This is a genomic window from Monashia sp. HAY1-2A, from assembly GCF_056755315.1.
Map to the genome: position 1 here is coordinate 25,845 of NZ_JBNDHY010000011.1, position 22,035 is coordinate 47,879.

A 22,035-nucleotide genomic window follows, 5' to 3' on the forward strand; every position below is an offset into this window, starting at 1 on the left:
CCGGCACCTCTCTCGCGCGGGGTCGTCACGACGCGGTGCAGTAGTAGTCGTCCTCGGGCGCCTTGGCCTCGGTGAGGTACTCGTCCACGACGCGCGCCGCGCACTCGTTGCCCGAGTCGTAGGCGCCGTGGCCCTCGGCCTCGACGCGGACGAAGCGCGACCGCACGATCTCACCGGCGAGCGCCTCGGTGTCCTCGATGGGGGTCGTGCGGTCGACGTCGTTGCCGATGACGAGCACCGGCGTCGCCACCTCGGCCCCGACGAGGATCGTCTCCCGCTTCTGGCCGGTCCAGCCCGCGCACCGGGCCGGGGTGGCCGGCTCGACCCGCGCCCACAGCGGGTGGTTCGCCAGGACGCTGCGGCTCGGCAGCACCGAGTCCCACGGCGTCACGGGCCAGTCGGCGCACCAGACGAGCAGGTGTGAGCGGCTGATGGACGCGGAGGGGTACGAGCCGTCCTCGTCACGCTCGACCTCCTCCATGGCGAGCCACGCGAGGTCGGTGCCGTCGTGGTCGTTGAGGGCGCTGTCGAGCGCGTCGACGAGCTCGGGCCAGGAGTCCTTGTCGCGCAGCCCGAACTCGAGTGCCGTCACCGCCCAGCCCTCCGTCAGGTGCGGCAGCGAGTCGATGTCGGTGGGCAGCGGCGCGCGGTCGAGCCGGTCGAGGAACCGGACCAGGTGGGCGGAGACGGCTTCCCGGTCGGCGCCCAGGGGGCACGCGATGCTCGAGCCGCAGTCCGTGACGAAGTCGTCGACCAGCTGGTCGAAGTCGTGCGCCCAGGACCGGGCGGCGTCGTCGACCTGATCCTGCGTCGGGGCCTCCTCGGCCAGCGCATCGGGCAGCACCGCCGAGTCGAGGACCATGTAGCCGACACGGCTCGTGAAGAAGTCGGCGTACATCGCGCCGATCATCGTGCCGTAGCTGACGCCGTAGTAGTTGAGCCGCTCGTCGCCGACCGCCGACCGCAGCACGTCGAGGTCGCGCGCGACCGCCTCGGTGCCCATGTTGGCGGCGAGGGCGCCACCGCGGGCGAGGCATCGCGCGTTCCGCTCGGCCGGCGCACGCCGCCACGCCCGGCGCTCGGCCTTCGTGTCGGGCGTCGGGTCGGAGCCGTACATGGCGTCGAGGTCGGCGTCGGACAGGCAGTCCACGGCATCGGACTCCCCCATCCCCCGCGGGTCGAACCCGACGACGTCATAGCGCTCGCGCACGGCGTCACCGAAGACGTCCGGCGCGGCGCGGACGAAGTCGATGCCCGAGCCTCCCGGCCCGCCCGGGTTGATGAACAGCGAGCCGATGCGCCGGACGGGGTCACCCGCGGGCAGGCGGCGCAGGGCGATCGTCGTCGTCGCCCCGGCGGGCTTGCGGTAGTCGACCGGGACGCGCACGGTGCCGCAGTCGAACTCCTCGTCGTCCGGGCACGGCCGCCAGGACACCGCCTTGCCGTAGAACGCCGCCAGCTCGGCGGGGTCGGGGTCGACCGGGCCGGAGAAGGAGATGGGGGTGCTCGTCGGATCCGTCCCGACGCCGAGGGACACGTCCGAGCCGGCGGCCGGCCCCGGACCGTCGGCACCGGCGGGGCGGCTCGTCGACGATGCTGACGTTGCCGGGTGCGCCTGGCTCGGGGCCTTCGGGGCTGGCTTCGGCGGCTGGGGGCCGGTGGCCGACCAGAACATCGCCCCCAGCACCGCGGCCGCGGTGAGGGGGGCGACGAGTCGGCTCAGCAGGTCGTGCCGTCCCTGGGCACCGTCCCCTGCACGAGATAGCCGTCCACGGCCCGGTCCACGCACGAGTTGCCAGCGTAGTAGGTGCCGTGTCCGTCGTGGTCGGAAGTGAGAAGAACGCCCGAGTCGAGGTCCTTGGCGAGCTGCTTCGTCCCGCCGATCGGGGTGGCGGGGTCGCGCTCGTTGCCGATGACGAGGATGGGCGCGGCGCCGACCGCGAGCGTCGTCCCCTTCGGCGTCCGACCCGGTGTGGGCCAGGCGGCGCAGCTGTCGTAGATCGCGCCGGTCATCTTCGCCCAGAGCGGATGGGCCTTCTTCAGCCGGGTCTGCTCGGCGAGCGACGCGGGCGTGTCCTTGGAGCGGGGCCAGTCGGCGCAACGCACCGGCAGCATCGCCTGCAGGTAACTGCTCGTCGCGTACCTGCCCGTGGCGCTGCGCTCGACGACCGACATGCCCTTGGCGAGCAGGATGTCGCCACGCCCCGAGAACGCCTGCGCCAGACCCCGGTTCAGCGTCGGCCACGACGAGTCGCTGTAGAGGCACATGAAGATGGAGAAGCCGACCCAACCCTCGCCGATGCGGGTCAGGCCCGGCTTGCTCGTGGCCAGGCCGCGCCGCTCCACCGCGTCGAGCAGGTCGGCGATCCGGCCGCGGGCCGCCGCCCTGTCCGAGCCGAGGGCACAGTCGGGACGGGCGACGCACCAGTCGATGAAGGCGTCGATCGAGGCCTCGAAGCCCTGGATGTCGTAGGTCATCTCCTCGGCGTCGGTCTGGTTGGGCGACACCGCCGAGTCCAGGACCATGCGTCCGACCTTGTCCGGGAACGTGTCGGCGTAGATGGCACCGAGGAACGTCCCGTAGGACCCGCCGAAGAAGTTGAGCTTCGCGTCGCCGAAGACGACGCGCATGACGTCCATGTCACGGGCCACCTCGGTGCTGCTCATGTGCAGCGCGTGCTCGCCACCACGGGCCACGCAGCTGCGCGCCACCGAGTCGGCCGTGGTCCGTATGGCCTTCTGCTCCGCCGGGGTGTCGGGCGTGGGGTCGGTGCTGAAGAGCCGGTCCATGTCGGCGTCGGTCAGGCACGACACCGCGTCGGACTGGCCGATGCCGCGCGGGTCGAACCCGACGATGTCGTAGACGGCCCGGACCTTCGGGGAGAAGACGAACGACGCGTACTGGGCGTACTCGACGCCGGAGCCCCCGGGGCCGCCCGGGTTGATGAGCAGGGACCCGACGCGTCGGCTCGGGTCGGTCGCCGGGGCCTTGCGCAGCGCGAGTGTGAAGCGGTCACCCTGCGGCTTGGCGTAGTCGACCGGCACCTCGATCGTCCCGCACAGCTGACGCGGGTTGTCGCTGCAGCCCTTCCACGCGACCTGCTGGGTGTAGAACGCGGCGAGCCGGGCGGGGTAGCTGCCCGGAGCCGGTCGGGTCGCGCCGGGCGGCGCTCCCGACGTCGGCGAGGCGGACCCCGCAGCGACGGGCGGGGTGACCTGCTGCGCGCTCGGTGCCACGGGGTTGGCGACGCGCCAGGCGACGAGGCCGACGACGGCGACGAGGGCGGCCACGGCCACCGCTGCCACCGCGACGCGGGCTCGCGAGCGGCCCGCGGCAGGCGGCCCCACGAGCAGGGGCGCGCCCGCATCACCGGGGCCACCGGGTGCGTCTGCGGGTGGCGGTGCGTCCGAGGGTGGCGGTGCCGCATAGGCCGCCGGCAGCGCCGCAAAGGGCCGCGACGGAGCCTCCGGTAGGTCCTCGGGGACCGGGGCACCGGCCGCGTCGGGCCCGCCGGGGGTGTCGCTCAGCATCTCAGTCCGTCCTCGGGAACGCGTCCCTGCACGAAGTACGCGTCGACGGCCGTGTCGACGCACGCGTTGCTCCGACCGTAGGCCGTGTGGCCGTCGCCGTCGAAGGTGATGAGCGACGCGTTCTCCAGCTGGTCGGCCAGGCGCTTGCTCCACTCGTAGATCGTGGCGGGGTCGCGTGTCGTGCCGATGACGACGATGGGGTCGGCGCCGGGCGCCCGCACCTCGTGCGGCTGGTCGGCCGATCTCGCCGGCCAGATGCCGCACGGCAGAGCGCCCCAGGCCAGCGACGCGCCCCACGTCGGGGCCGTCTTCTCGAACTCCCTGGCGTAGCCCTCGTAGGTCGACAGGTCGGGGCTGTCGGGCCGGTCGAGGCAGTTGACGGCGTTGATGGCCTCGAGCAGGTTGCCGTCGTAGCCGCCGCCCGGGTGCCTGCTCGCGTATCCGTCGGCCAGCTGCATCAGGGTCTGCCCCGAGCCCGACCTTGCCTCCTGCAGCGCCTGGGTGAGGATGCCCCAGGCTCCCTGGTCGTAGAGGGCGTATGCCACGCCGAGCCGGGCCCACGCCTCGTTGAGGTGCGGGACCGTGGCGTCGCCGGTCGGCAGGGGGTCGCGGTCGAGCCGGGCGAAGAGCGCGTCGAGGGCCTTGGCGGCGGCCGGCACGGTGTCGCCGAGGGGGCAGTCACCCTCCGAGACGCAGCTGGCGAGGTAGGCGTTCGTCGCGATCTGGAAGCCCTTGGCCTGGCCGGCCGCCAGCTCCTTGTCCGTGAGGTCTGGCGGCACGACGCCGTCGAGGACGACGCGGCCGACGCGCTGCGGGAACAGGTCGGCGTACGTGGAGCCGATGAAGGTGCCGTAGGACTTGCCGAGGTAGTTCAGCTGCCGGTCGCCGACGGCCGCGCGGAGCACGTCCATGTCGCGGGCCACCTCGGCGGTCGACATGTGCTTGACGAGCTGCGGCTTGTCCTTGACGCACCCGGCGGCGAGCGCCTTGTTCTGCTCGAGCAGGGCCTGCTCCTCCGCCGCGTCGTCCGGCGTCGTGTCGGTGCCGAGGTAGGCGTCCATGGCACTGTCGCTGAGGCAGTCGATGGGCTCTGACCGGGCGACCCCGCGCGGGTCGAAGCCGACGAGGTCGAAGTACTTGCGCACCTCGGGGCCGACGATGGTGTCGGCGCCCTGCTGCACGTAGTCGACGCCGGAGGCGCCGGGGCCGCCGGGGTTGGCCAGCAGCGAGCCGATGCGGTGCTGCTGGTCACGCGCCCGGACCCGGACGACCTTGATCTGCAGGTCGGTCGACGGGTCGGGCGCCGTGTAGTCGAGAGGGACGGTCAGGTCGGCGCACTGGGCCGAGCCGCACGTGGTCCAGTCGAGTTTCTGCGTGTAGTAGCGCGAGAGCTGCGGCGACGGGGCGGCGGTCGCCTCGGCCAGCCCGGACCGGGTCGACCCCGGCACCGGCGGCTCGGACCGGTCGCACGCCGCCGAGGTGAGGACGAGCGCCGCGGCCACCGTCGTCGCGAGGAGGGCTCGGGCGATGGCGGCAGGGCGTGTCGTCATGCCCGAAACGGTAACCGGTCCCGCGGGAGCGACCGGCGGTCGCGTCCGGCTCGTGGGCGCGGGCCGGACGCGCCGTCGTGGCAGGGCTCACATGCCGAGGTCGCGCGGCAGCCGCAGCCGCAGCGCCATCGCCTCGAGGGCCAGCAGCGGTTGGACGTTGGCGTTGATGCGCTCGCGCGCCTCGCTGATCGCGTCCATCGCCCCGAGCAGCTGCTCAGCCGTGAAGACGGAGGCCAGACCCCGGACCCGGTCGGCTGCGTCGGGGTTGACCAGACCGACGTCCGAGCCGAGCCGCGTCACGAGCGCGTCGCGGTACACCGACGCGAGGTCGACGAGCGCGCGGTCGATGACATCGCGCCCGTGCCGCGTGGCGCGGGTCTTCTGCTCTCGCTCGAGGGCGGCCAGCTGCGCGCGGATGTGCGGCGGCTGGACGCGGGCGCCGGGGTCGGCGCCGAGGGTCTCCATGAGCCGCGCGCGCTCGGCGGCGTCACGCTCGGTGCTCGAGGCCGACGACTCCTCCTCGGCGATCTGCGCGAGGTCGGCGGCGGCGCCGATGGCATCACCCACGCCGACGATCCTGGTGGCCATGCCGATGACGTCGCGACGCCGGATGCGGGCCTGCTCGTCGCGGGCGAGGCGGCGGGCCAGGCCGATGTGGCTCTGCGCCGCACGCGCCGCGTAGAGGGCCATGGCCGGCTCGACGCCGTCACGCCGCTCGAGCAGCTCGGCGACGGCCTCGACGGGCGGGGTTCGCAGGCGCACGTGTCGCGAGCGCGAGCGGATCGTGACGATGACGTCCTCGAGGCTCGGGGCGCACAGCATCCAGACCGTGCGCGGCGTCGGCTCCTCGAGGGCCTTGAGCAGGGCGTCCGCCGGGGCGTCGGTGTACGCGGTGAGCCGGTCGGCGTCCTCGATGATGATGATGCGCCACCGCCCGACCGACGGGCGCAGGGCCGCCTCCTGGACCAGGGCGCGCGCCTCGGCCACCTTGATCGACAGACCCTCGGTGGCGACGACCTTGACGTCGGCGTGGGTGCCGTCGAGGGACGTGCGGCACTCGACGCACTCACCGCAGCCGCCCTGCGGGCACTGGAGCGCGGCCGCGAACGCCCTTGCGGCCGTTGACCGCCCGGACCCGGGCGGCCCGGTGAAGAGCCACGCGTGCGTCATGGCCGACTCGTCGCGGACCGCCCTCGAGAGCGTCTCGATGGTCGGCTCCTGGCCGACGAGGTCGCGCCAGACGGTCATGAGCGGCTCTCGAGCAGGACGTCGACGCGGGCCATCACGGCCGCGTGCAGGGACTCGACCGGGTCGGACGCGTCGAGGACGAGGTACCGGGCCGGGTCGGCCGCGGCGAGGTCGAGGTAGCCCTGGCGGACGGCCGCGTGGAAGGCGTCGGCCTCGGACTCGAGCCGGTCGTGGACGTCGCCGCGTCGGGCACGCCCGACCTCGGGCGCGACGTCGAGGACGATGGTGACGTCGGGCAGGACACCACCGACCGCCCAGTGCTGCAGGTCGCGGATCTCACCGGCACCGAGCTCGCGGCCGGCACCCTGGTAGCTGACCGAGCTGTCGACGTAGCGGTCGGTGATGACGACGGCGCCCTCGGCGAGCGCCGGGCGGATGAGCGTCTCGACGTGCTGCGCCTTGTCGGCGGCGAAGAGCAGCGCCTCGGCCCGCGCCGACATGTGGTCGCCGTGCAGGACGAGGTCGCGGATCTGCTGCCCGAGCGGGGTCCCGCCGGGCTGTCGCGTCACGACGACCCGGCGTCCGCGTCGCTCGAGCGCCTCGGTGAGCAGCCGGACCTGGGTCGACTTGCCGGCCCCGTCACCACCCTCGAAACAGACGAAGAGCCCGGCGTCCGTGCCGTCCGGACGAGCGTGCGGGCCGTCCGGGCCGACCGGGGTCGCGGCCGCGAGGTTCTCCGTCACGGCCCCGAGCCTATGCGAGGCCGGGGACACCCGGCCGGTCGGTGCCCCGCGGCTCGCAGGCCTCAGCTGCGGCGCGCGAGGAGCTCCTCGGCGATCTGGACCGCGTTGAGGGCCGCACCCTTGCGCAGGTTGTCGCCGACGACGAACAGGACCAGCCCCTTGCCCTCGGGCGCGGCCTGGTCGGCGCGGACGCGGCCGACGAGGACCTCGTCCCGGCCGGCCGCCTCCAACGGGTTCGGCACGTCGGTGACGACGACGCCGGGCGCGTTCTTGAGCAGGTCGAGGGCCTCGTCGGGGGTGATGTCGCGCTCGAACTCGGCGTGGATCGCCAGGCTGTGGCCGGTGAAGACGGGAACCCGGACGCAGGTGCCGGACACGCGGAGCTCCGGGGCGTGGAGGATCTTGCGCGACTCGTTGCGCAGCTTCTGCTCCTCGTCCGTCTCCAGCGACCCGTCGTCGACGACCGACCCGGCGAGCGGCACGACGTTGAAGCCCACCGGCACGGCGTAGACCTGCGCCTCGGGAACCTCGACGGCACGGCCGTCGAGCGCGAGCCCGGCCGGGTCGCCGGCGGCGTAGGCGCCCCGCAGCTGGCGGTCGAGCTCCTGGACGCCCTTGCCGCCGGAGCCGCTGACGGCCTGGTAGCTGCTCACGTGCAGGCGCACGAGGCCGGCCGCGTCGTGCAGCGGCTTGAGGGCCGGCATCGCGGCCATCGTCGTGCAGTTGGGGTTGGCGACGATGCCCTTCGGGATGGTGTCGAGGTCGGACGCGTTGACCTCGGACACGACGAGGGGGACCTCGGGGTCCTTGCGCCACGCGCTCGAGTTGTCGACGACGACCGCGCCGGCCGCCGCCACCTTCGGCGCGAGCTCCCTGCTCGCCGCGCCGCCGTTGGAGAACAGCGCGATGTCGATGCCGGAGAAGTCGGCCGTGGCGGAGTCCTCGACGGTGACGTCGCGGCCCTTGAACGGCAGCGTCGTGCCGGCCGAACGCGCCGAGGCGAAGAACCGCACGTCGTCGAGGGGGAAGTCACGCTCCTCGAGGAGGGTGCGCATGACCCCGCCGACCTGACCAGTTGCACCGAAGACACCGACTCGCATGTCACAAGGCTACGGCCCGGGCCCACGGGGCCCGGGCCGCGTTCACTCCTCGGTCACGCGTGCCGGTCGGCGTTGGCGTGGATCGCGTCGTGGACGTACTGCGCGAGGCCGGGCGCGACGTCCTCGTACGTCCTCGTGAACCGCGCGTCGGCCACGTACATGTCGGCCAGGCCGCGGTGGACGTCGTGGTCGAGGTCGTAGAAGCGATCGGCGATGTGCCGACGGTGCTGCTCGGCGGCGTCCATCGCCGCCTCGCTCGTCGCCGGCTCCCCGGCGGCCATGGCCGCGACGAAGGCCGCGTTGACGGCGTCCATCTCGGCCTTGACCTGCTGCCAGTCGGCCTTGGTGTAGCCCCTGGTCCGGGCCGCCGACTGCTTCCACGCGTCGGTCTCGCCCCAGCGCTCCTGCGCCTCCTGCTGGTACTCGTCCCTGAAGCCGTCGCCGAAGAGCTCCTTCATCTCCTCGGGCGTGGCGGGCTGGTTGCTCATCTCTCTCTCCAGTGCTCGGTCGATGGCCGCGACGATGCCGGACAGCTCGTCGAGCCGGGACATGACCGCGTCGCGCTGACGACGCAGGTGGGTGACCGCGTCCTCGCCGCCGTCGAGCAGCGCGGCGATCTCCTCGAGCGGCAGCTCCAGGCGTCGGTAGACGACGACCTGCTGCAGGCGCGTCAGGTCCGCGTCGGTGTAGAGCCGGTATCCGGCCGCCGACCGCTCGCTCGGCACGAGCAGGCCGATCTCGTCGTAGTGGTGCAGGGTGCGCACCGTCACGCCGAAGACGTCGGCGACCCGGCCCACGGTCCAGGTGGTCATCTCCTGCCTCGTCCTCGTGGTCATGGGTCGAGCGTGGTGCCTCACGTGACGTGAGGGTCAACTCCATTGAAGACCACGAGGTCGGCGCGCGCCCTACCCTCGGGGGCGTGGAGCTCGAGGTCCGTCACCTGCGCGTCGTCGCGACGGTCGCCCGGCACGGCAGCGTGCCCGCAGCGGCGGCGTCTCTCGGGGTCGCCGAGTCGGTGCTCGGCTCGGAGGTGCTGCGCATCGAGCGGCTCCTCGGCTGCACCGTCTTCCGGGCGACCGGGTCCGGCGTCGAGTGCACGGCGGTCGGCGAGCGCGTGGTCGCACGGGCGCGGGCCGTCCTCGACGAGCTGGCCGGGCTGCGCGAGGACATCCGCTCCAGCGCGTCGGCCCGGGGACCGCTGCGCATCTCCTCGGACTCGATGCGCTTCTTCAGCTCCTTCGTCGGCCAGGCGTACGCCACCGACATCCAGCGCCCCCTCATGCCCGTGCCGCCGCTGCCCGGCACGACGACCACCGAGGCCCTCGTCGACGGCCGCGTCGACGTCGCCGTCGTCGTCGTGCTGGCGGCCGCGCCGCCGTCGGACCTGCCGATGCTCGGCCAGCGTGCCGTCGTCGAGCGGGAGCCGCTGCTCGTCGCACTGTCCGCCTCGCACCCCCTCGCCGGTCGACGGTGCGTCGACATCACCGACCTCGCCGACGAGGACTGGATCCTGCCGCCCTCGGAGATCGACCCGGGCAGCGCGGCGACGGCGGCCGTCGTCGCGCGCCTCGGCATGAGGCTGCGCTCGACGTACGGTCCCCACGACCTCGGCCCGTTGTGGCCGGCCGTCGTCGCCGGCCGGGCCGTCTCGTTCGCGGTGCCGACGGCGTCGGCACCTCCGGGTGGCGTGCTGCGTCCCCTCACCGGGCAGCCGATCACCGCCCGGCGGGTGCTGCGGTGGCGTCGGGGAGCCCTCGACGAACCCGACGTCGAGCGCTGTGCACGCGCCGCCGGGTCGGCCTACCGCGAGCAGCTGACCCACACGGCCCAGACGCAGGAGTGGTGGCGCAGCGCCCTGTCCGAGGAGAAGCCGACGCTCGCCCCCTAGGGTGAGCGCGTGCATCGTCGCCTCGCGCTCGTCCGCCGTCCCTCGCCCCGACTCGCGGACGGCCTCGTGACGCACATCGAGCGCGCACCACGCGTCGATGCCGGGCTCGCGCTGCTCCAGTGGCAGGAGTACTGCGACGTGCTGCGGCGGCGCGGCTGGCGCCTCGAGGAGGTGGCGCCCGTCGACGATGCCCCGGACGGCGTCTTCGTCGAGGACCAGGTGGTCGTCCACGGTGACGTCGCGGTGCTGTGCCGCTCGGGCGCCGTCGAGCGACGCGCCGAGCGCCTCGGGGTCCGCGAGGCCGTCGAGGTGCACGGCTACCGGGTCGTCGAGGTCACGGCGCCGGGCACGCTCGACGGCGGCGACGTCCTCAAGCACGGGCGGTACGTGTGGGTCGGGGTGGGCGGCCGGACGAACCACGAGGGTGTCCGGCAGCTCGCGGCGGCGCTGGCCGGCAACCGCGTCGAGGTGGTGCCGGTACCGGTGACGCGCGTCCTGCACCTGAAGTCGGCCGTCACCGCCCTGCCGGACGGCAGCGTCATCGGCTATCCCCCGCTCGTCGACGACCCCTCGGTCTGGGACGCGTTCGTGCCCGTCCGCGAGGAGGCCGGCGCCCACGTCGTGCTGCTCGGTGGCCAGTCGGTGCTCATGTCGGCGGCCGCTCCGCGCACCGCCCACGAGCTCGAGGAGCGGGGGCTCGACGTCACCGTCGTCGACATCTCCGAGTTCGAGAAGCTCGAGGGCTGCGTCACCTGCCTGTCGGTCCGCCTCCGGGGCTGACCGTGGCTGACCGGCTTACCGGGCCGACCGGGCTGACCGCGGCTGACCGCGGCTGACCGGGCCGACCGGGCTGACCGGGCCGACCGGGCGAGCGGGTCCGGCCTCGGCTCGCCCGTCGTGCAGGTCTAGGCTGCCGAGCGGGGAACCGGACTCGAGCAGTGGGGTGATCCTTCCGTGGACGCAGACGTCGTCGTCGTGGGTGCTGGACTCGCAGGCCTCAGGTGCGCACGGCGGCTGACCGAGCTCGGTCGCGACGTCATCGTCCTCGAGTCGAGCGACGCCGTGGGCGGTCGCGTCCGCACCGACGTCGTCGACGGGTTCCGTTGCGACCGTGGCTTCCAGGTGCTCAACCCTGCCTACCCGGCGGTGCGCCGCTGGGTCGACGTCGCCGCCCTCGACCTCAAGCCGTTCGGCTCCGGCGTCCTCGTGCGCCGCACCGACGGCCTGCAGGTCGTCGCCGACCCCGTCCGCGAGCCGAGGCTCCTCGCGCGCACCATCCGCTCGGGCTACCTGCACCCGCGCGAGCTCGCCGGCGCGACCCGGTGGGCGGCCCGCGTCATGGCCGACCCGAAGACCGTCCTGCGCCAGCCCGACACCACACTGGCCCAGTCCTTCGACGACGCCGGCCTCACGGGACGCCTGCGCCACGAGGTCATCGACCCGTTCCTCGCCGGGGTCCTCGTCGACAGCCACGGCATCAGCTCGGCCAACTTCACCAAGCTCCTGGTGCGCATGTTCGCGCTCGGGCGTCCGGCGGTCCCCGCGACGGGGATGCAGGAGCTGCCCAGGCAGCTCGCGAGCCCGCTCGGTGACCGGGTCCGGCTGCACAGCCACGTCGAGTCGATCGACGCGGCCGGTGGCGGCGTCGACGTGCGCGTCGACGGCACGCGGCTGGCGTCACGGGCGGTCGTCGTCGCGACCGACCCGGGTGGCGCGGCGCATCTGACCCCGCTGCCCGAGCCGGCGACCCGGGGGCTGGTCACCTGGTGGTTCGAGGCGCCCGAGCCGCCCACGGACCTTCCGCTCGTCGCGCTCGACGGCCGCCGGAAGGACAACACGTCGCCGGGGCCCGTGTGGAACACCGCCGTCCTGTCGGCCACGGCCCCGAGCTACGCGCCACCGACGCACCACCTCGTCCAGGCCACGTGCCTGCTCGACCGGCCCGACGGCGACGCGTCCGAGGCCGAGGTGCTGCGCCATGTCGGCGAGATCTACGGTCGCGGCACGAGCGGGTGGCGCACCGTGACCCGGCACCGCGTCGACGCCGCACTCCCGCTCACGGCTCCCCCGCTCGAGGTGCGCTCCCCCGTCCAGCTCGGCGACGGCCTGTTCGTCTGCGGCGACCACCGGGACACCGCCTCCATCCAGGGCGCGCTCGTGTCGGGCCAGCGGGCCGCCGAGGCCGTCGACGCGCACCTGTCCTGACGTCGCTCGGGTCGGACGGTCGGCGAGTCGGCGGGTCAGCGGTCAGCGGGTCAGCGCCGTCATGGCGTCGATGGCGCCGCGGAGGTAGCGCTCGACGACGACGCGCTCGTCGTCGGCGAGCGAGGCGTCGAGCGCGGCGAGCGACTCGAACATGGGCCGCATCCGGGCCAGCACCTCGGCGCGCCCGCTGTCGGTGATGACGACCTCGGTGCGCCGGCCGTCGCCCGGGTGCGAGCGTCGCTCGGCGTGCCCGCGTGAGACGAGCCGGTCGACGACGCCCGAGGACGCCGCCGACGTGACCCCGAGCAGACGCGAGAGCTCCACCGGCCCCAGGGGTCCACGCATGAGGTGGCGCAGGGAGTGCAGCTCCGAGGTCGAGAGGCCCGCCTGACGCGCGACGACGCCGGGCACGGTCTCGGACACCTCGACGAGCTCCTGGAGCGCCGCGAGGGTCGGCGTCGTGCGCCACTGCGGCACGCCGGGCACGAGTCCCACTTCGGGTACGTCGGGGTTTCCCGCGGCGGGGGTCGACGGGGCGACGCGTCGCTTCATGCTAATGTCACTCACCAACTTAGTAATCTTCTGAGTAACCAAGTTACTCATCCTTGGTCGGGAGGGTGTGCGGTGCAGAGTCTCACCGACACGATCACTCGGCGATGGTGGGCCGTCGCCATCGTCATTCTCGCGCTTGCCGGGGCCGCGGGCGTCGTCGCCGCCGTCGGCGAGGCGACCCGGACCGCGTCGACGTCCGACGCGCTGGCCACCGGCTCCGACAGCGCGGCGGCCGCTGCGCTGCGGGAGCGGCTGCCCGAGGTCCGGGGCTCGAGCGCCGTCGTCGTGTTCTCCCGCGACGACGGCCGTCTCGACGACGCCGACCTCGTCGCGGTCTCGCACCGCGCGGCCGCCCTGCCCGGAGGCGGACGCGTCCCGGTGCAGCGCAGCGACGACGGCACGGCGGCGCTCGTGGTCGTGCCCGTCTCCGCCACCGACGCCGCGGCCACGGGCCGGGCCGTCGCGGCCATCCGCACCACGGCCCGCGCCGACCTGCCGCCGGGCCTCACCGCCCAGGTCACCGGGCCGGCCGCCGTCGAGGCGGACCTCGCACAGGTCTTCGACGGCGCCGACACACGGCTGCTCGTCGCGACGGCGTCGGTCGTGGCGCTGCTCCTCGTGCTGACCTACCGCAGCCCGGTGCTGTGGCTCGTGCCGCTCGTCGTCGTCGGGGTCGCCGACCGCGTCGCCACCGTGCTCGCGACGCACGTGCTCTCCGCCTTCGGGCTGGCCTGGGACGCGTCGACCACCGGCATCCTGTCGGTCCTCGTCTTCGGCGCGGGCACCGACTACGCGCTCCTGCTGATCTCCCGGTACCGCGACGAGCTGCGTCACCACGAGGACCGCCGCGATGCCATGTCGCTCGCCCTGCGGCGCACCGCGGAGGCCGTGGTGTCGAGCGCGGTCACCGTCGTCGTCGGCCTCCTGACCCTCCTGCTCTCGCTCTTCCCCGCGACTCGGGGGCTCGGGCTGGCCTGCGCCGTGGGCGTCGTCGTCGCGGCGGCGTTCGTCCTGCTGGTCCTGCCGGCCGCCCTGGTCTGTCTCGGCCGCTGGGTCTTCTGGCCCCGCGTCCCGCGCGTCGGGCAGGAGTCCCTCGCCGACGCGCGCTCGCTGTGGCGGCGGGTGGGCGACCGCGTCGCCGCGCACCCCCGCCGGGTCATCGCCGTGACGCTCGTCGTCCTCGCCGCGATGGCGAGCGGCCTGCTCGCGGTCGACACCGGGCTCGAGCAGTCCGACCAGTTCCTCACCAAGCCCGAGGCCATCGCGGCCGGCGAGCGCCTCGCGCGGTCGTTCCCGGCCGGCAGCGCCGATCCGGCGGTGGTCGTCACCACCGGCGACGGCGAGCGCGTGCGGGATGCCGCAGCCGGCGTGGAGGGCGTCTCCAGCGCGCGTGTCACGGCGCGCGGCGACGGCGTCACCGAGGTCGACGCCGTCATCGCGGCGGCACCGGGCACGCCCGATGCTGCCGAGACGGTGCGAGCGCTCCGAGCCGCGGTCGCCCCCATCGCCGAGACCCACGTGGGCGGCACCGAGGCGGTGGCCCTCGACCAGGCCGAGGCGTCAGCGCGCGACCGGTTCGTCATCCTGCCGATCGTCCTCGCGCTCGTGCTCGTGGCCCTCGGGCTGCTGCTTCGCTCGGTCGTGGCACCGCTCGTGCTCGTGTCGACCGTCGTCGCGACCTACCTGGCCGCCGTCGGCGCGTCATGGTGGCTGTTCACGACGCTGTTCGGGTTCGAGGCGCTCGATGACAGCGCACCGCTCTACGCGTTCGTCTTCCTCGTCGCCCTGGGCGTCGACTACAACATCTTCCTCGTGACCCGGGCCAGGGAGGAGACGCGGCAGCACGGGGCGAGGCTCGGCATGCTCCGCGGTCTGGCGGCGACGGGAGGCGTCATCACCAGCGCGGGCATCCTGCTGGCGGCCGTCTTCGCCGTGCTGGGCGTGCTGCCTCTCGTGGTGCTCGCCCAGATCGGCGTCATCATCTGCCTCGGGGTGCTCCTCGACACGCTCGTCGTCCGGACCCTGCTCGTGCCGGCGATCGCGGTCGCGCTCGGCGACCGGTTCTGGTGGCCGCGGCGCGGTGGCGCGACAAACCCTGTACAAACCATTGACACGCTACCGAGACGGGTCGACAGTGGGGCGGTCAACCTTTGACAAACCATGGACGCTCGGGGAGACACAGGAGTCACCGATGAGAATCGCCACCGCCACCGCCACCCTCGCCCTGGTCGCCGCTGCGGCCCTCACGAGCGCCGGGTCGGCCGCCGCCGCCGAGGACACCGGCTGCATGCGAGCCGGGCTCGGCACGCTGAGGTCGCTCGGCGTCCTCCCCCAGGTCGCCCGGGAGGGGCTACCGGTCTCCACGGCCCTCGCGGTCGGCGTCACGCCCCGCTCGGGCGCCGACCTCAGCGGCGTGCCGGACCCCATCCCGCTGCGCCTCCTGCTCGCCGACCACCGCGCAGGCAGCGCCAGCCTGTTCGTCTACCCCTGGTGCTGACCACGCCGTCCTGAGCGCCGGTCGGCGCCACGCCGCCGCCCTCGCCACCGGCTCCGTCGGGCGTCCTGCGCTCCCGCCCGACGGGAACCCGCGTGGGCCACGAGCCACCCCGGCCCGTGGCCCACGCGGCACTCGCTCGGAGGAGCTCACACGTCCGGGTGGACCTCAGGGCTGCCTGCCCCCGGCCCGAGGACTCGCGCCGGGCGGCACCGTGCTCGCGATGCCGGCGATGAACATGTCGATCCCGAACCTGAACCGCTCCTCCCCGTCGCCGTCCATCATCTCGTCCACGTGCGTCGTCATGACGGGGAAGCGGTCGCGCGGCAGCGCCGCGAAGAACTGCCCCACCTGGTCGAAGTAGGCCCGCCCGCGCCTCTCGGACTCCTCCGGTGTCGCACCGCCGAACCGGCGCTGCATGAGCCAGCCCTCGTAGGCGTCGGCACCGATGTAGAGCGAGAGCCGGTCCAGCGACCAGGCCGCCACGCGCATCGGCACGCCGCCCTCGAGCATGGCCGCCAGGAGGTCCTCGGCCCCGCGCAGCGCCGGCTCGGTCGTCGGGACGTCGGCGAAGCTGAGCAGTGCGATGTCGGCGTGACGGCGGTAGACGTCGTGGATGCTCGTGGCGAACCCGCGCATCGCCTCCTGCCAGCCGAGCGCCCGCCAGTCGGGGAAGTCGACCTCCTCGATGACGCGCTCGTGGACCCGCACGAGCAGCTCCTCGCGGGAACCGACATAGGCGTACAGCGAGGCCGGGCCGGTGCCGAGCTCGGTGGCGACGCGCCGCATCGTCACGCCGTCGGTGCCTTCGGCGTCGACGATGCGCAGCGCGGTGTCGACGATGCGCGCCAGCGAGATGGGGGTGCGCGCCCGCGTCGTCCGCGGGCGAGGCCGCCACGGCGCCTCGGGCAGGTCGGCCGCTCCGGGATTCCTCATGCAGCTCCCTCGTCTCGCACCCGGCCCGGGGTCCCGAGCCCTGACGAACATCGTACTTGACGCGAACATCGTTCGTTAGTAGAACGGTGTTCGTCACGAACAGCGTTCGTCTTCTTCGGACCCAAGGAGGGCCCCATGAGCACCCCGACCACGACCTCTCCGCCCGCGAGCGGCGTCAGCCCGACGTCCGGCGCCGTCCCCGCTCTCGCAGCGCACCCGTTCCGCTGGGCCGCGCTCTTCGTCGTCCTCGCCGCCGAGGTGATGGACCTGCTCGACGCCCTCGTCACGGTCATCGCCGGGCCCTCGGTCGTGCGCGACCTCGGCGGCTCGGCCACCCTCGTCCAGTGGTTCACGGCGGCCTACACCGTGGCGATGGCCTCGGGCCTGCTGCTCGGTGGACGTCTCGGCGACCTGTTCGGCCGGCGGCGGCTGTTCCTCGTCGGGATGGCCGGCTTCACCCTCGCCTCTCTGGCCTGCGCAGCCGCCGTCTCTCCCGAGATGCTCGTCGTGACCCGGGTCGTCCAGGGGTTCTTCGGGGCCGCGATGATCCCGCAGGGCCTCGGGCTCATCAAGGAGATGTTCCCGCCCGCCGAGATGGGTCGGGCGTTCGGAGCCTTCGGGCCGGTCATGGGCCTGTCGTCGGTGGGCGGCCCCGTGCTGGCCGGCTGGCTCGTCGACGCGGACCTCCTCGGCCTGGGCTGGCGAGCCATCTTCGCGATCAACGTGCCGATCGGGCTGGCCGGGTTCGTGGCGGGCCTGCGCTACCTGCCCGCCTCCCGGCCCGACCGGTCGCTGCGCATCGACGTGCCGGGCGCGCTGCTCGCGACCACGGGCATGGTGGCCCTCGTCGTCCCTCTCATCCAGGGCCGCGAGCAGCACTGGCCCGCGTGGTGCTTCGGCCTCCTCGCCATGTCGCTCGGGGCCTTCGTCACCTTCGCCGTGCTCGAGCGGCGACGCGACCGGGTCGGACGCGCGACGCTCGTCGTGCCCTCGCTCTTCGGCAAGCGGGCCTTCACCTCGGGGCTGCTGACCGGGCTCGCCCTCTTCGGCTCCCTCATGGGCAGCTCGCTCGTGCTCACCCTCTTCGTCCAGCTCGGCCTCGGCTTCGACCCGCTCCACGCCGGTCTCGCCGGCCTGCCCCAGGCGATCGGCATGACGGTCGGCTTCGGCATCGCCCAGGGGCTCAACGAGCGGCTCGGCCGGCACCTCATGCACCTCGGCGGCATCGTCCTCGCCGGCGGCCTCGTGCTGCTCGTCGCCGTCGTCGGCTCGGCTGGGGCATCGGTGACGATCCTCGCGATGGCGCCCGCGCTCGTCCTCATGGGAACCGGCATGGGCATGCTCATGGCGCCGTTCTTCGACATCGTGCTCGCGGGGGTCTCGCCGGAGGAGTCCGGTTCGGCGTCGGGCACCCTGACGGCGGTGCAGCAGATCGGCGGCGCGCTCGGCATCGCGGTGCTGGGCACGGTCTTCTTCAGCGGCATCGAGGACCCCACGAAGGGCTCGACCTCCGAACGGTTCACGGCGGCGACGCAGTCCTCGCTGTGGGTCGCGCTCGCGATGGTCGCCGTCGGCTGGCTGCTCGTCTTCCTCCTGCCCCGACGGGCCGAGCACCACGGCGCCCACTGAGATCGCCGCATCGGGGCCTCGCCGCCTCCGCTCCGCCTTCCCGCGTGCCGTCGACCGGCGGACGCCGCGTCAGGGGTCGAGCCCGGGCGCGTTGTTCGTCGGCTCCGGGAGGCCGGGCCACTCCTCTCGGAGGACGGCCCAGAGGTTGTCGTCGAGCCACGTGCCGTCCTTGCCGAGCGACCTGGCCCGGATCGTCGCCTCGTGGCGCATGCCGATCCGACGGAGCACACGGTTGGAGGCGACGTTCTCGGCGTACGCGTCGGCGGTGATGCGGCGCAGCCCGAGGTCGACGAACCCGATCCGCAGCAGCTCGGCCGCGGCTTCGGTGGCGAACCCGCGACCGTGGACGTCCGGGTGCAGGGCGTAGCCGATGGTGCCCTCCCAGGCCGGGGAAGGCGTGCGCGAGATGGAGTGGGAGGGCTCGAGGCGGAGCATGACGTCACCGACGACGCGCCCGGTGGCCTGCTCCTCGACGGCGAGGCCCAGCGTCGGTTCGAGGGCGTCGGGGCGCCCACCGGCCATCCGGGTGAGGACCCGCTCGCGCACCTCGTCCGGGCTGAGGACGTCGTGGCTCAGGTGCACGACGACCTCGGGCAGGCTGCGGAAGGCGTGGATCGGATCGACGTCCTCCAGACGCAGCGGCCGCAGGACGAGACGCTCGGTGCGCCGGGGCCAGACGAGCCGCGACAGGTCGGGCGGCGACAGGTCGGATGGTGGCACGTCCGGGGGCGACATCAGCGCCAGCCGCCCTCGTCGACACCGCCCGGCACGTCGCCGAAGGGGTCGTACGGCGTCCGGGTGAAGCGGAACGAGGCGAGGTCGAGGTGGGACACCGTGCCGTCGGGCCGACGCACGACGCGCAGCGGCTCGCCCGTGTAGTAGCCGTCGAGGCCCACCCATGCGTCGGGCCCGTCGGCCGCGGCGCGGGCGAAGCGTGAGCCGCGCGCCTGACCCGGCTCGCCGAGGACGAGGTGCTCCCCGTCGAGCCGGGCCGTCGCGACGGCAGGGCCCCAGTGCCAGATGCCCCCGAGCTCGGCGTGGCGCGCGTGCTCCGAGGCGGGCCCTGTCGGGTCGGCGTGCCACGGCTGCACCGGCTTCGGCTCGCGCTCGACGAACGCGTCGAGGAGCGCGGGTCCCAACGGCCCGAGGCCGGTGGTGGCGTTCGCCGTGACGACGACCCCGTCGCCGGAGTCGAGGCGCACCCGCAGGCCGGCGAGGAAGCCGGGCATCGAACCGCCGTGGCCGGCGTACCGGACGCCGTCGACGTTCCAGACCTGCCAGCCGAGGCCGTGGGCCGCCGTCCACGCCTGGCCGGGCAGGTCGTTGAGCGTCCGCGGCTCGCACATCTCGGCCAGGGTGTCACCGGACAGGACGTCCCCGGTGTCACCGGCGAGGAAGGCGGCCCAGCGCGCGAGGTCGCGCGTCGTCGACCACAGCTGCCCGGCGGGAGCCATGGCGCCGGCGTCGTGCTCCGGCTCGGGCAGCAGGACGTCGGCGAACGGGTGCACCGCCAGTCCCTGCGCCGCCTTTCCGGTCGGGCGGCTCGTCGTGCGGTCCATCCCGAGCGGCTCGAGCAGGTCGCGCCGGACCACCTCGAACCAGGCGGTGCCGTGGGCGCGGGCCACGAGCTCGCCGAGGGCCGCATAGCCGACGTTCGTGTAGTGGAAGCGCCGCCCCTGCGCGAACCGCTGCCGTACGGGGGAGGCGACGAGCTCCTCCCAGCTGCCGCCGGGGGTCCGCTCCCACCAGCGACCGTTCGTCTCGGCCTGCAGCCCGGCCCCGTGCGAGAGCAGCTGGGCGATCGTCACGTGGCCGAACGCCGTGCCGGGCACGTGGTCCTCGAACCGGTCCTCGAGCCCGAGGCGGCCGGCGTCGCGCAGACGCAGAACGGCGACCGCGACGAACGTCTTGGTGATCGAGCCCATCCGGTACTGGGTGTCGGCGTCGGCGGGACTGCCACCGGGCCGTCCGTCGAGCGTGCCCACGGCCCGGGACCACACGAGCTCGCCGTCACGGACGATGCCGGCCGCCACCGAGGGCAGGCGCTTGGTCCGCTGCTCGGTCGCCAGGAGGTGGGTCAGGTGGCGGTCGGTGGCAGGGTCGACCGGGTAGGGGCGGTTCGCGCTCACCCGCCCGAGCCTAGGTGTCGCCCACGGACGCCGCGATGCGGCTTCGCCCGAGGAGTGCTCGGTTCCTCGAGAGGTGGGGCCTGCAGGCCGCACCGCTGCGGGAACCGCGCACTCCTGAGGCAACCGCGCGTCGTCAGCGGACGGTATCCCCGACGGACGCCGCCCGGCAGGAGGGTCGGGCGGGGCGGGCGTCTGGCGTGGCGCAGGCCACCCCGGCAGGATGGGACGGCGGCCCCACGGCCGCGCCGCATCGGATATCTTGATGTCAAGATTTCTTGCCGGTGGGTGGTCGCGGTCCACGCCGAGGCCCCAGCGCCTCAGCCGGACCGGCTCAGGTTTCCATGGACGGACGGCCCACCGGCACGACCAGAGCACACCGAACGGAGCACCCGCGTTGGACTCGACCATCATCTACACGCACACCGACGAGGCCCCCGCGCTCGCCACGGCCTCGCTGCTGCCCATCGTCTCGGCCTTCGCCAAGCAGGCCGGTGTCGACGTCGAGACGCGCGACATCTCCCTGTCGGGCCGCATCCTGGCCTCCTTCCCGGACGTGCTGACGCCCGAGCAGGCCGCGACCGGCGTCGGGCACGACGCGCTGGCCGAGCTCGGCGCGCTCGCCCGGACACCCGAGGCCAACATCATCAAGCTGCCGAACATCTCGGCATCGATCCCGCAGCTCAAGGCGGCGGTCGCCGAGCTGCAGGCGCAGGGTTACGCCCTGCCGGACTACCCGGACAACCCCACCACGGACCTCGAGAAGGCCGCCCGCGCCGCCTACGACAAGGTCAAGGGATCGGCCGTGAACCCCGTTCTGCGCGAGGGTAACTCGGACCGTCGCGCTCCGGCGTCGGTCAAGAGCTACGCGCGCAGGCACCCGCACTCGATGGGCGCCTGGAGCGCCGACTCGAAGACGAACGTCGCGACGATGGACGCCGGCGACTTCCGCCACAACGAGAAGTCCGTCGTCGTCGACGCCGACGGCACCATCCGCATCGAGCACGTCGCCGCCGACGGGACCGTCACCGTCCTCAAGCCGGACTTCCCGGTGCTGGCCGGCGAGGTCGTCGACGCCACGTACATGGACGTCGCCGCGCTCGAGCGCTTCCTCGCCGCCCAGGTCGCACGCGCCAAGGAGGAGGGCGTCCTCTTCTCGGTGCACCTCAAGGCGACGATGATGAAGGTCTCCGACCCGATCATCTTCGGCCACGTCATCCGTGCCTTCTTCCCGACCCTGTTCTCCGAGCACGCCGCCGAGCTCGCGGCCGCCGGCGCCTCGCCGAACGACGGCCTCGGGGCGATGCTCAAGGCGATCGACTCCCTCCCGGCCGACCAGCGCGCCGCCGTCCAGGACGCCGTCCGGGCCGGCCTCGCCCAGGGCCCGGACCTCGCGATGGTCGACAGCAACCGCGGCATCACCAACCTGCACGTGCCGAGCGACGTCATCGTCGACGCGTCGATGCCGGCGATGATCCGCACCTCCGGTCACATGTGGAACGCCGCGGGCAACGAGCAGGACACCCTGGCCGTCCTCCCGGACAGCTCCTACGCGCCGATCTACCAGGTCGTCCTCGACGACTGCCGCGCCAACGGCGCCTTCGACCCGGCGACGATGGGCTCGGTCCCCAACGTCGGCCTCATGGCGCAGAAGGCCGAGGAGTACGGCAGCCACGACAAGACCTTCGAGATCGCCGAGGCCGGCACCGTGCGCGTCGTCGACGGCTCGGGCGCGACCCTGCTCGAGCACAGCGTCTCGGCCGGTGACATCTGGCGCGCCTGCCAGACCAAGGACGTGCCGATCCGTGACTGGGTCAAGCTCGCGGTCAACCGCGCCCGCGCGACCGGCACGCCCGCCGTGTTCTGGCTCGACGCCGACCGCGCGCACGACGCCAACCTCATCACCAAGGTCAAGGAGTACCTCGGCGAGCACGAAACCGAGGGCCTGACCATCGAGATCATGGCGCCGGCCGAGGCCATCGCCTACTCGCTCGAGCGCATCCGCAAGGGCGAGGACACCATCTCGGTCACCGGCAACGTCCTGCGCGACTACCTGACCGACCTCTTCCCGATCCTCGAGCTCGGCACGTCGG

Annotated in this window: 18 protein-coding genes; 7 read left to right on the forward strand and 11 right to left on the reverse strand. The window is 73.5% G+C overall.

Annotation, left to right across the window (positions count from 1 at the left end):
* Window positions 1-25: 25 nt before the first annotated feature.
* The 7 genes from ACPYOM_RS03035 to ACPYOM_RS03065 form a co-directional block, all read right to left on the reverse strand.
* Complete coding sequence (locus ACPYOM_RS03035; protein WP_481344842.1) at window positions 26-1,789, reverse strand: alpha/beta hydrolase; 1,764 nt, start codon at window positions 1,787-1,789, stop codon at window positions 26-28.
* On the reverse strand, window positions 1,720-3,531 hold the full coding sequence (locus tag ACPYOM_RS03040; protein ID WP_481344843.1) for an alpha/beta hydrolase: 1,812 nt from the start codon (window positions 3,529-3,531) through the stop codon (window positions 1,720-1,722). Before ACPYOM_RS03040 ends, ACPYOM_RS03035 begins: the two co-directional genes overlap by 70 nt.
* Entirely contained in the window at window positions 3,525-5,081 is a 1,557-nt protein-coding gene (locus ACPYOM_RS03045; RefSeq protein ID WP_481344844.1) for an alpha/beta hydrolase, read from the reverse strand. Before ACPYOM_RS03045 ends, ACPYOM_RS03040 begins: the two co-directional genes overlap by 7 nt.
* Before the next feature lie 87 nt (window positions 5,082-5,168).
* Window positions 5,169-6,329 carry a DNA polymerase III subunit delta' gene (locus ACPYOM_RS03050; RefSeq protein ID WP_481341552.1) on the reverse strand — a complete coding sequence of 387 codons (1,161 nt, stop codon included), beginning with the start codon at window positions 6,327-6,329 and terminating at the stop codon, window positions 5,169-5,171.
* Window positions 6,326-7,012 carry a dTMP kinase gene (tmk, locus tag ACPYOM_RS03055; protein ID WP_481341553.1) on the reverse strand — a complete coding sequence of 229 codons (687 nt, stop codon included), beginning with the start codon at window positions 7,010-7,012 and terminating at the stop codon, window positions 6,326-6,328. The genes ACPYOM_RS03050 and tmk overlap by 4 nt, the downstream gene beginning before the upstream one ends.
* Before the next feature lie 62 nt (window positions 7,013-7,074).
* On the reverse strand, window positions 7,075-8,112 hold the full coding sequence (locus ACPYOM_RS03060; protein WP_481341554.1) for an aspartate-semialdehyde dehydrogenase: 1,038 nt from the start codon (window positions 8,110-8,112) through the stop codon (window positions 7,075-7,077).
* A gap of 53 nt (window positions 8,113-8,165) precedes the next feature.
* Entirely contained in the window at window positions 8,166-8,948 is a 783-nt protein-coding gene (locus tag ACPYOM_RS03065; RefSeq protein WP_481341555.1) for a MerR family transcriptional regulator, read from the reverse strand.
* An 83-nt stretch (window positions 8,949-9,031) separates the two neighbouring features.
* Here ACPYOM_RS03065 and ACPYOM_RS03070 point away from each other — a divergent pair, with 83 nt between their 5' ends.
* From ACPYOM_RS03070 to ACPYOM_RS03080, 3 genes are all read left to right on the forward strand, one after another.
* Window positions 9,032-10,000, forward strand: a complete 969-nt coding sequence (locus ACPYOM_RS03070) for a LysR substrate-binding domain-containing protein (protein ID WP_481341556.1) — start codon at window positions 9,032-9,034, stop codon at window positions 9,998-10,000.
* A gap of 9 nt (window positions 10,001-10,009) precedes the next feature.
* Entirely contained in the window at window positions 10,010-10,780 is a 771-nt protein-coding gene (gene ddaH / locus ACPYOM_RS03075; protein WP_481341557.1) for a dimethylargininase, read from the forward strand.
* A 174-nt stretch (window positions 10,781-10,954) separates the two neighbouring features.
* Window positions 10,955-12,205 carry an NAD(P)/FAD-dependent oxidoreductase gene (locus ACPYOM_RS03080; RefSeq protein ID WP_481344845.1) on the forward strand — a complete coding sequence of 417 codons (1,251 nt, stop codon included), beginning with the start codon at window positions 10,955-10,957 and terminating at the stop codon, window positions 12,203-12,205.
* A 42-nt stretch (window positions 12,206-12,247) separates the two neighbouring features.
* Here the strand turns inward: ACPYOM_RS03080 and ACPYOM_RS03085 are convergent, their stop codons facing one another.
* Window positions 12,248-12,772, reverse strand: a complete 525-nt coding sequence (locus ACPYOM_RS03085) for a MarR family winged helix-turn-helix transcriptional regulator (protein ID WP_481344846.1) — start codon at window positions 12,770-12,772, stop codon at window positions 12,248-12,250.
* Window positions 12,773-12,829: 57 nt separating this feature from the next.
* On the opposite strand from ACPYOM_RS03085, the gene ACPYOM_RS03090 reads away from it, so the two are divergent.
* Window positions 12,830-14,911 carry an MMPL family transporter gene (locus ACPYOM_RS03090; protein WP_481344847.1) on the forward strand — a complete coding sequence of 694 codons (2,082 nt, stop codon included), beginning with the start codon at window positions 12,830-12,832 and terminating at the stop codon, window positions 14,909-14,911.
* 37 nt (window positions 14,912-14,948) lie between these two features.
* The gene (locus ACPYOM_RS03095) at window positions 14,949-15,254 is read left to right on the forward strand and encodes a hypothetical protein (protein WP_481344848.1); all 306 of its coding nucleotides are present in this window, start codon (window positions 14,949-14,951) and stop codon (window positions 15,252-15,254) included.
* A 165-nt stretch (window positions 15,255-15,419) separates the two neighbouring features.
* On the opposite strand, the gene ACPYOM_RS03100 is transcribed toward ACPYOM_RS03095, so the two are convergent.
* Complete coding sequence (locus tag ACPYOM_RS03100) at window positions 15,420-16,187, reverse strand: TetR/AcrR family transcriptional regulator (RefSeq protein WP_481344849.1); 768 nt, start codon at window positions 16,185-16,187, stop codon at window positions 15,420-15,422.
* A gap of 135 nt (window positions 16,188-16,322) precedes the next feature.
* On the opposite strand from ACPYOM_RS03100, the gene ACPYOM_RS03105 reads away from it, so the two are divergent.
* Entirely contained in the window at window positions 16,323-17,816 is a 1,494-nt protein-coding gene (locus ACPYOM_RS03105) for an MFS transporter (protein WP_481344850.1), read from the forward strand.
* 69 nt (window positions 17,817-17,885) lie between these two features.
* Here the strand turns inward: ACPYOM_RS03105 and ACPYOM_RS03110 are convergent, their stop codons facing one another.
* Both ACPYOM_RS03110 and ACPYOM_RS03115 read right to left on the reverse strand, forming a co-directional pair.
* Complete coding sequence (locus ACPYOM_RS03110; RefSeq protein ID WP_481344851.1) at window positions 17,886-18,551, reverse strand: GNAT family N-acetyltransferase; 666 nt, start codon at window positions 18,549-18,551, stop codon at window positions 17,886-17,888.
* Window positions 18,551-19,945, reverse strand: coding sequence for a serine hydrolase domain-containing protein (locus ACPYOM_RS03115; protein ID WP_481344852.1), 1,395 nt, complete (start codon window positions 19,943-19,945; stop codon window positions 18,551-18,553). The genes ACPYOM_RS03110 and ACPYOM_RS03115 overlap by 1 nt, the downstream gene beginning before the upstream one ends.
* 394 nt (window positions 19,946-20,339) lie before the next feature.
* Here ACPYOM_RS03115 and ACPYOM_RS03120 point away from each other — a divergent pair.
* The coding region (locus ACPYOM_RS03120; RefSeq protein WP_481344853.1) for an NADP-dependent isocitrate dehydrogenase at window positions 20,340-22,035 on the forward strand (1,696 nt) is incomplete at its 3' end.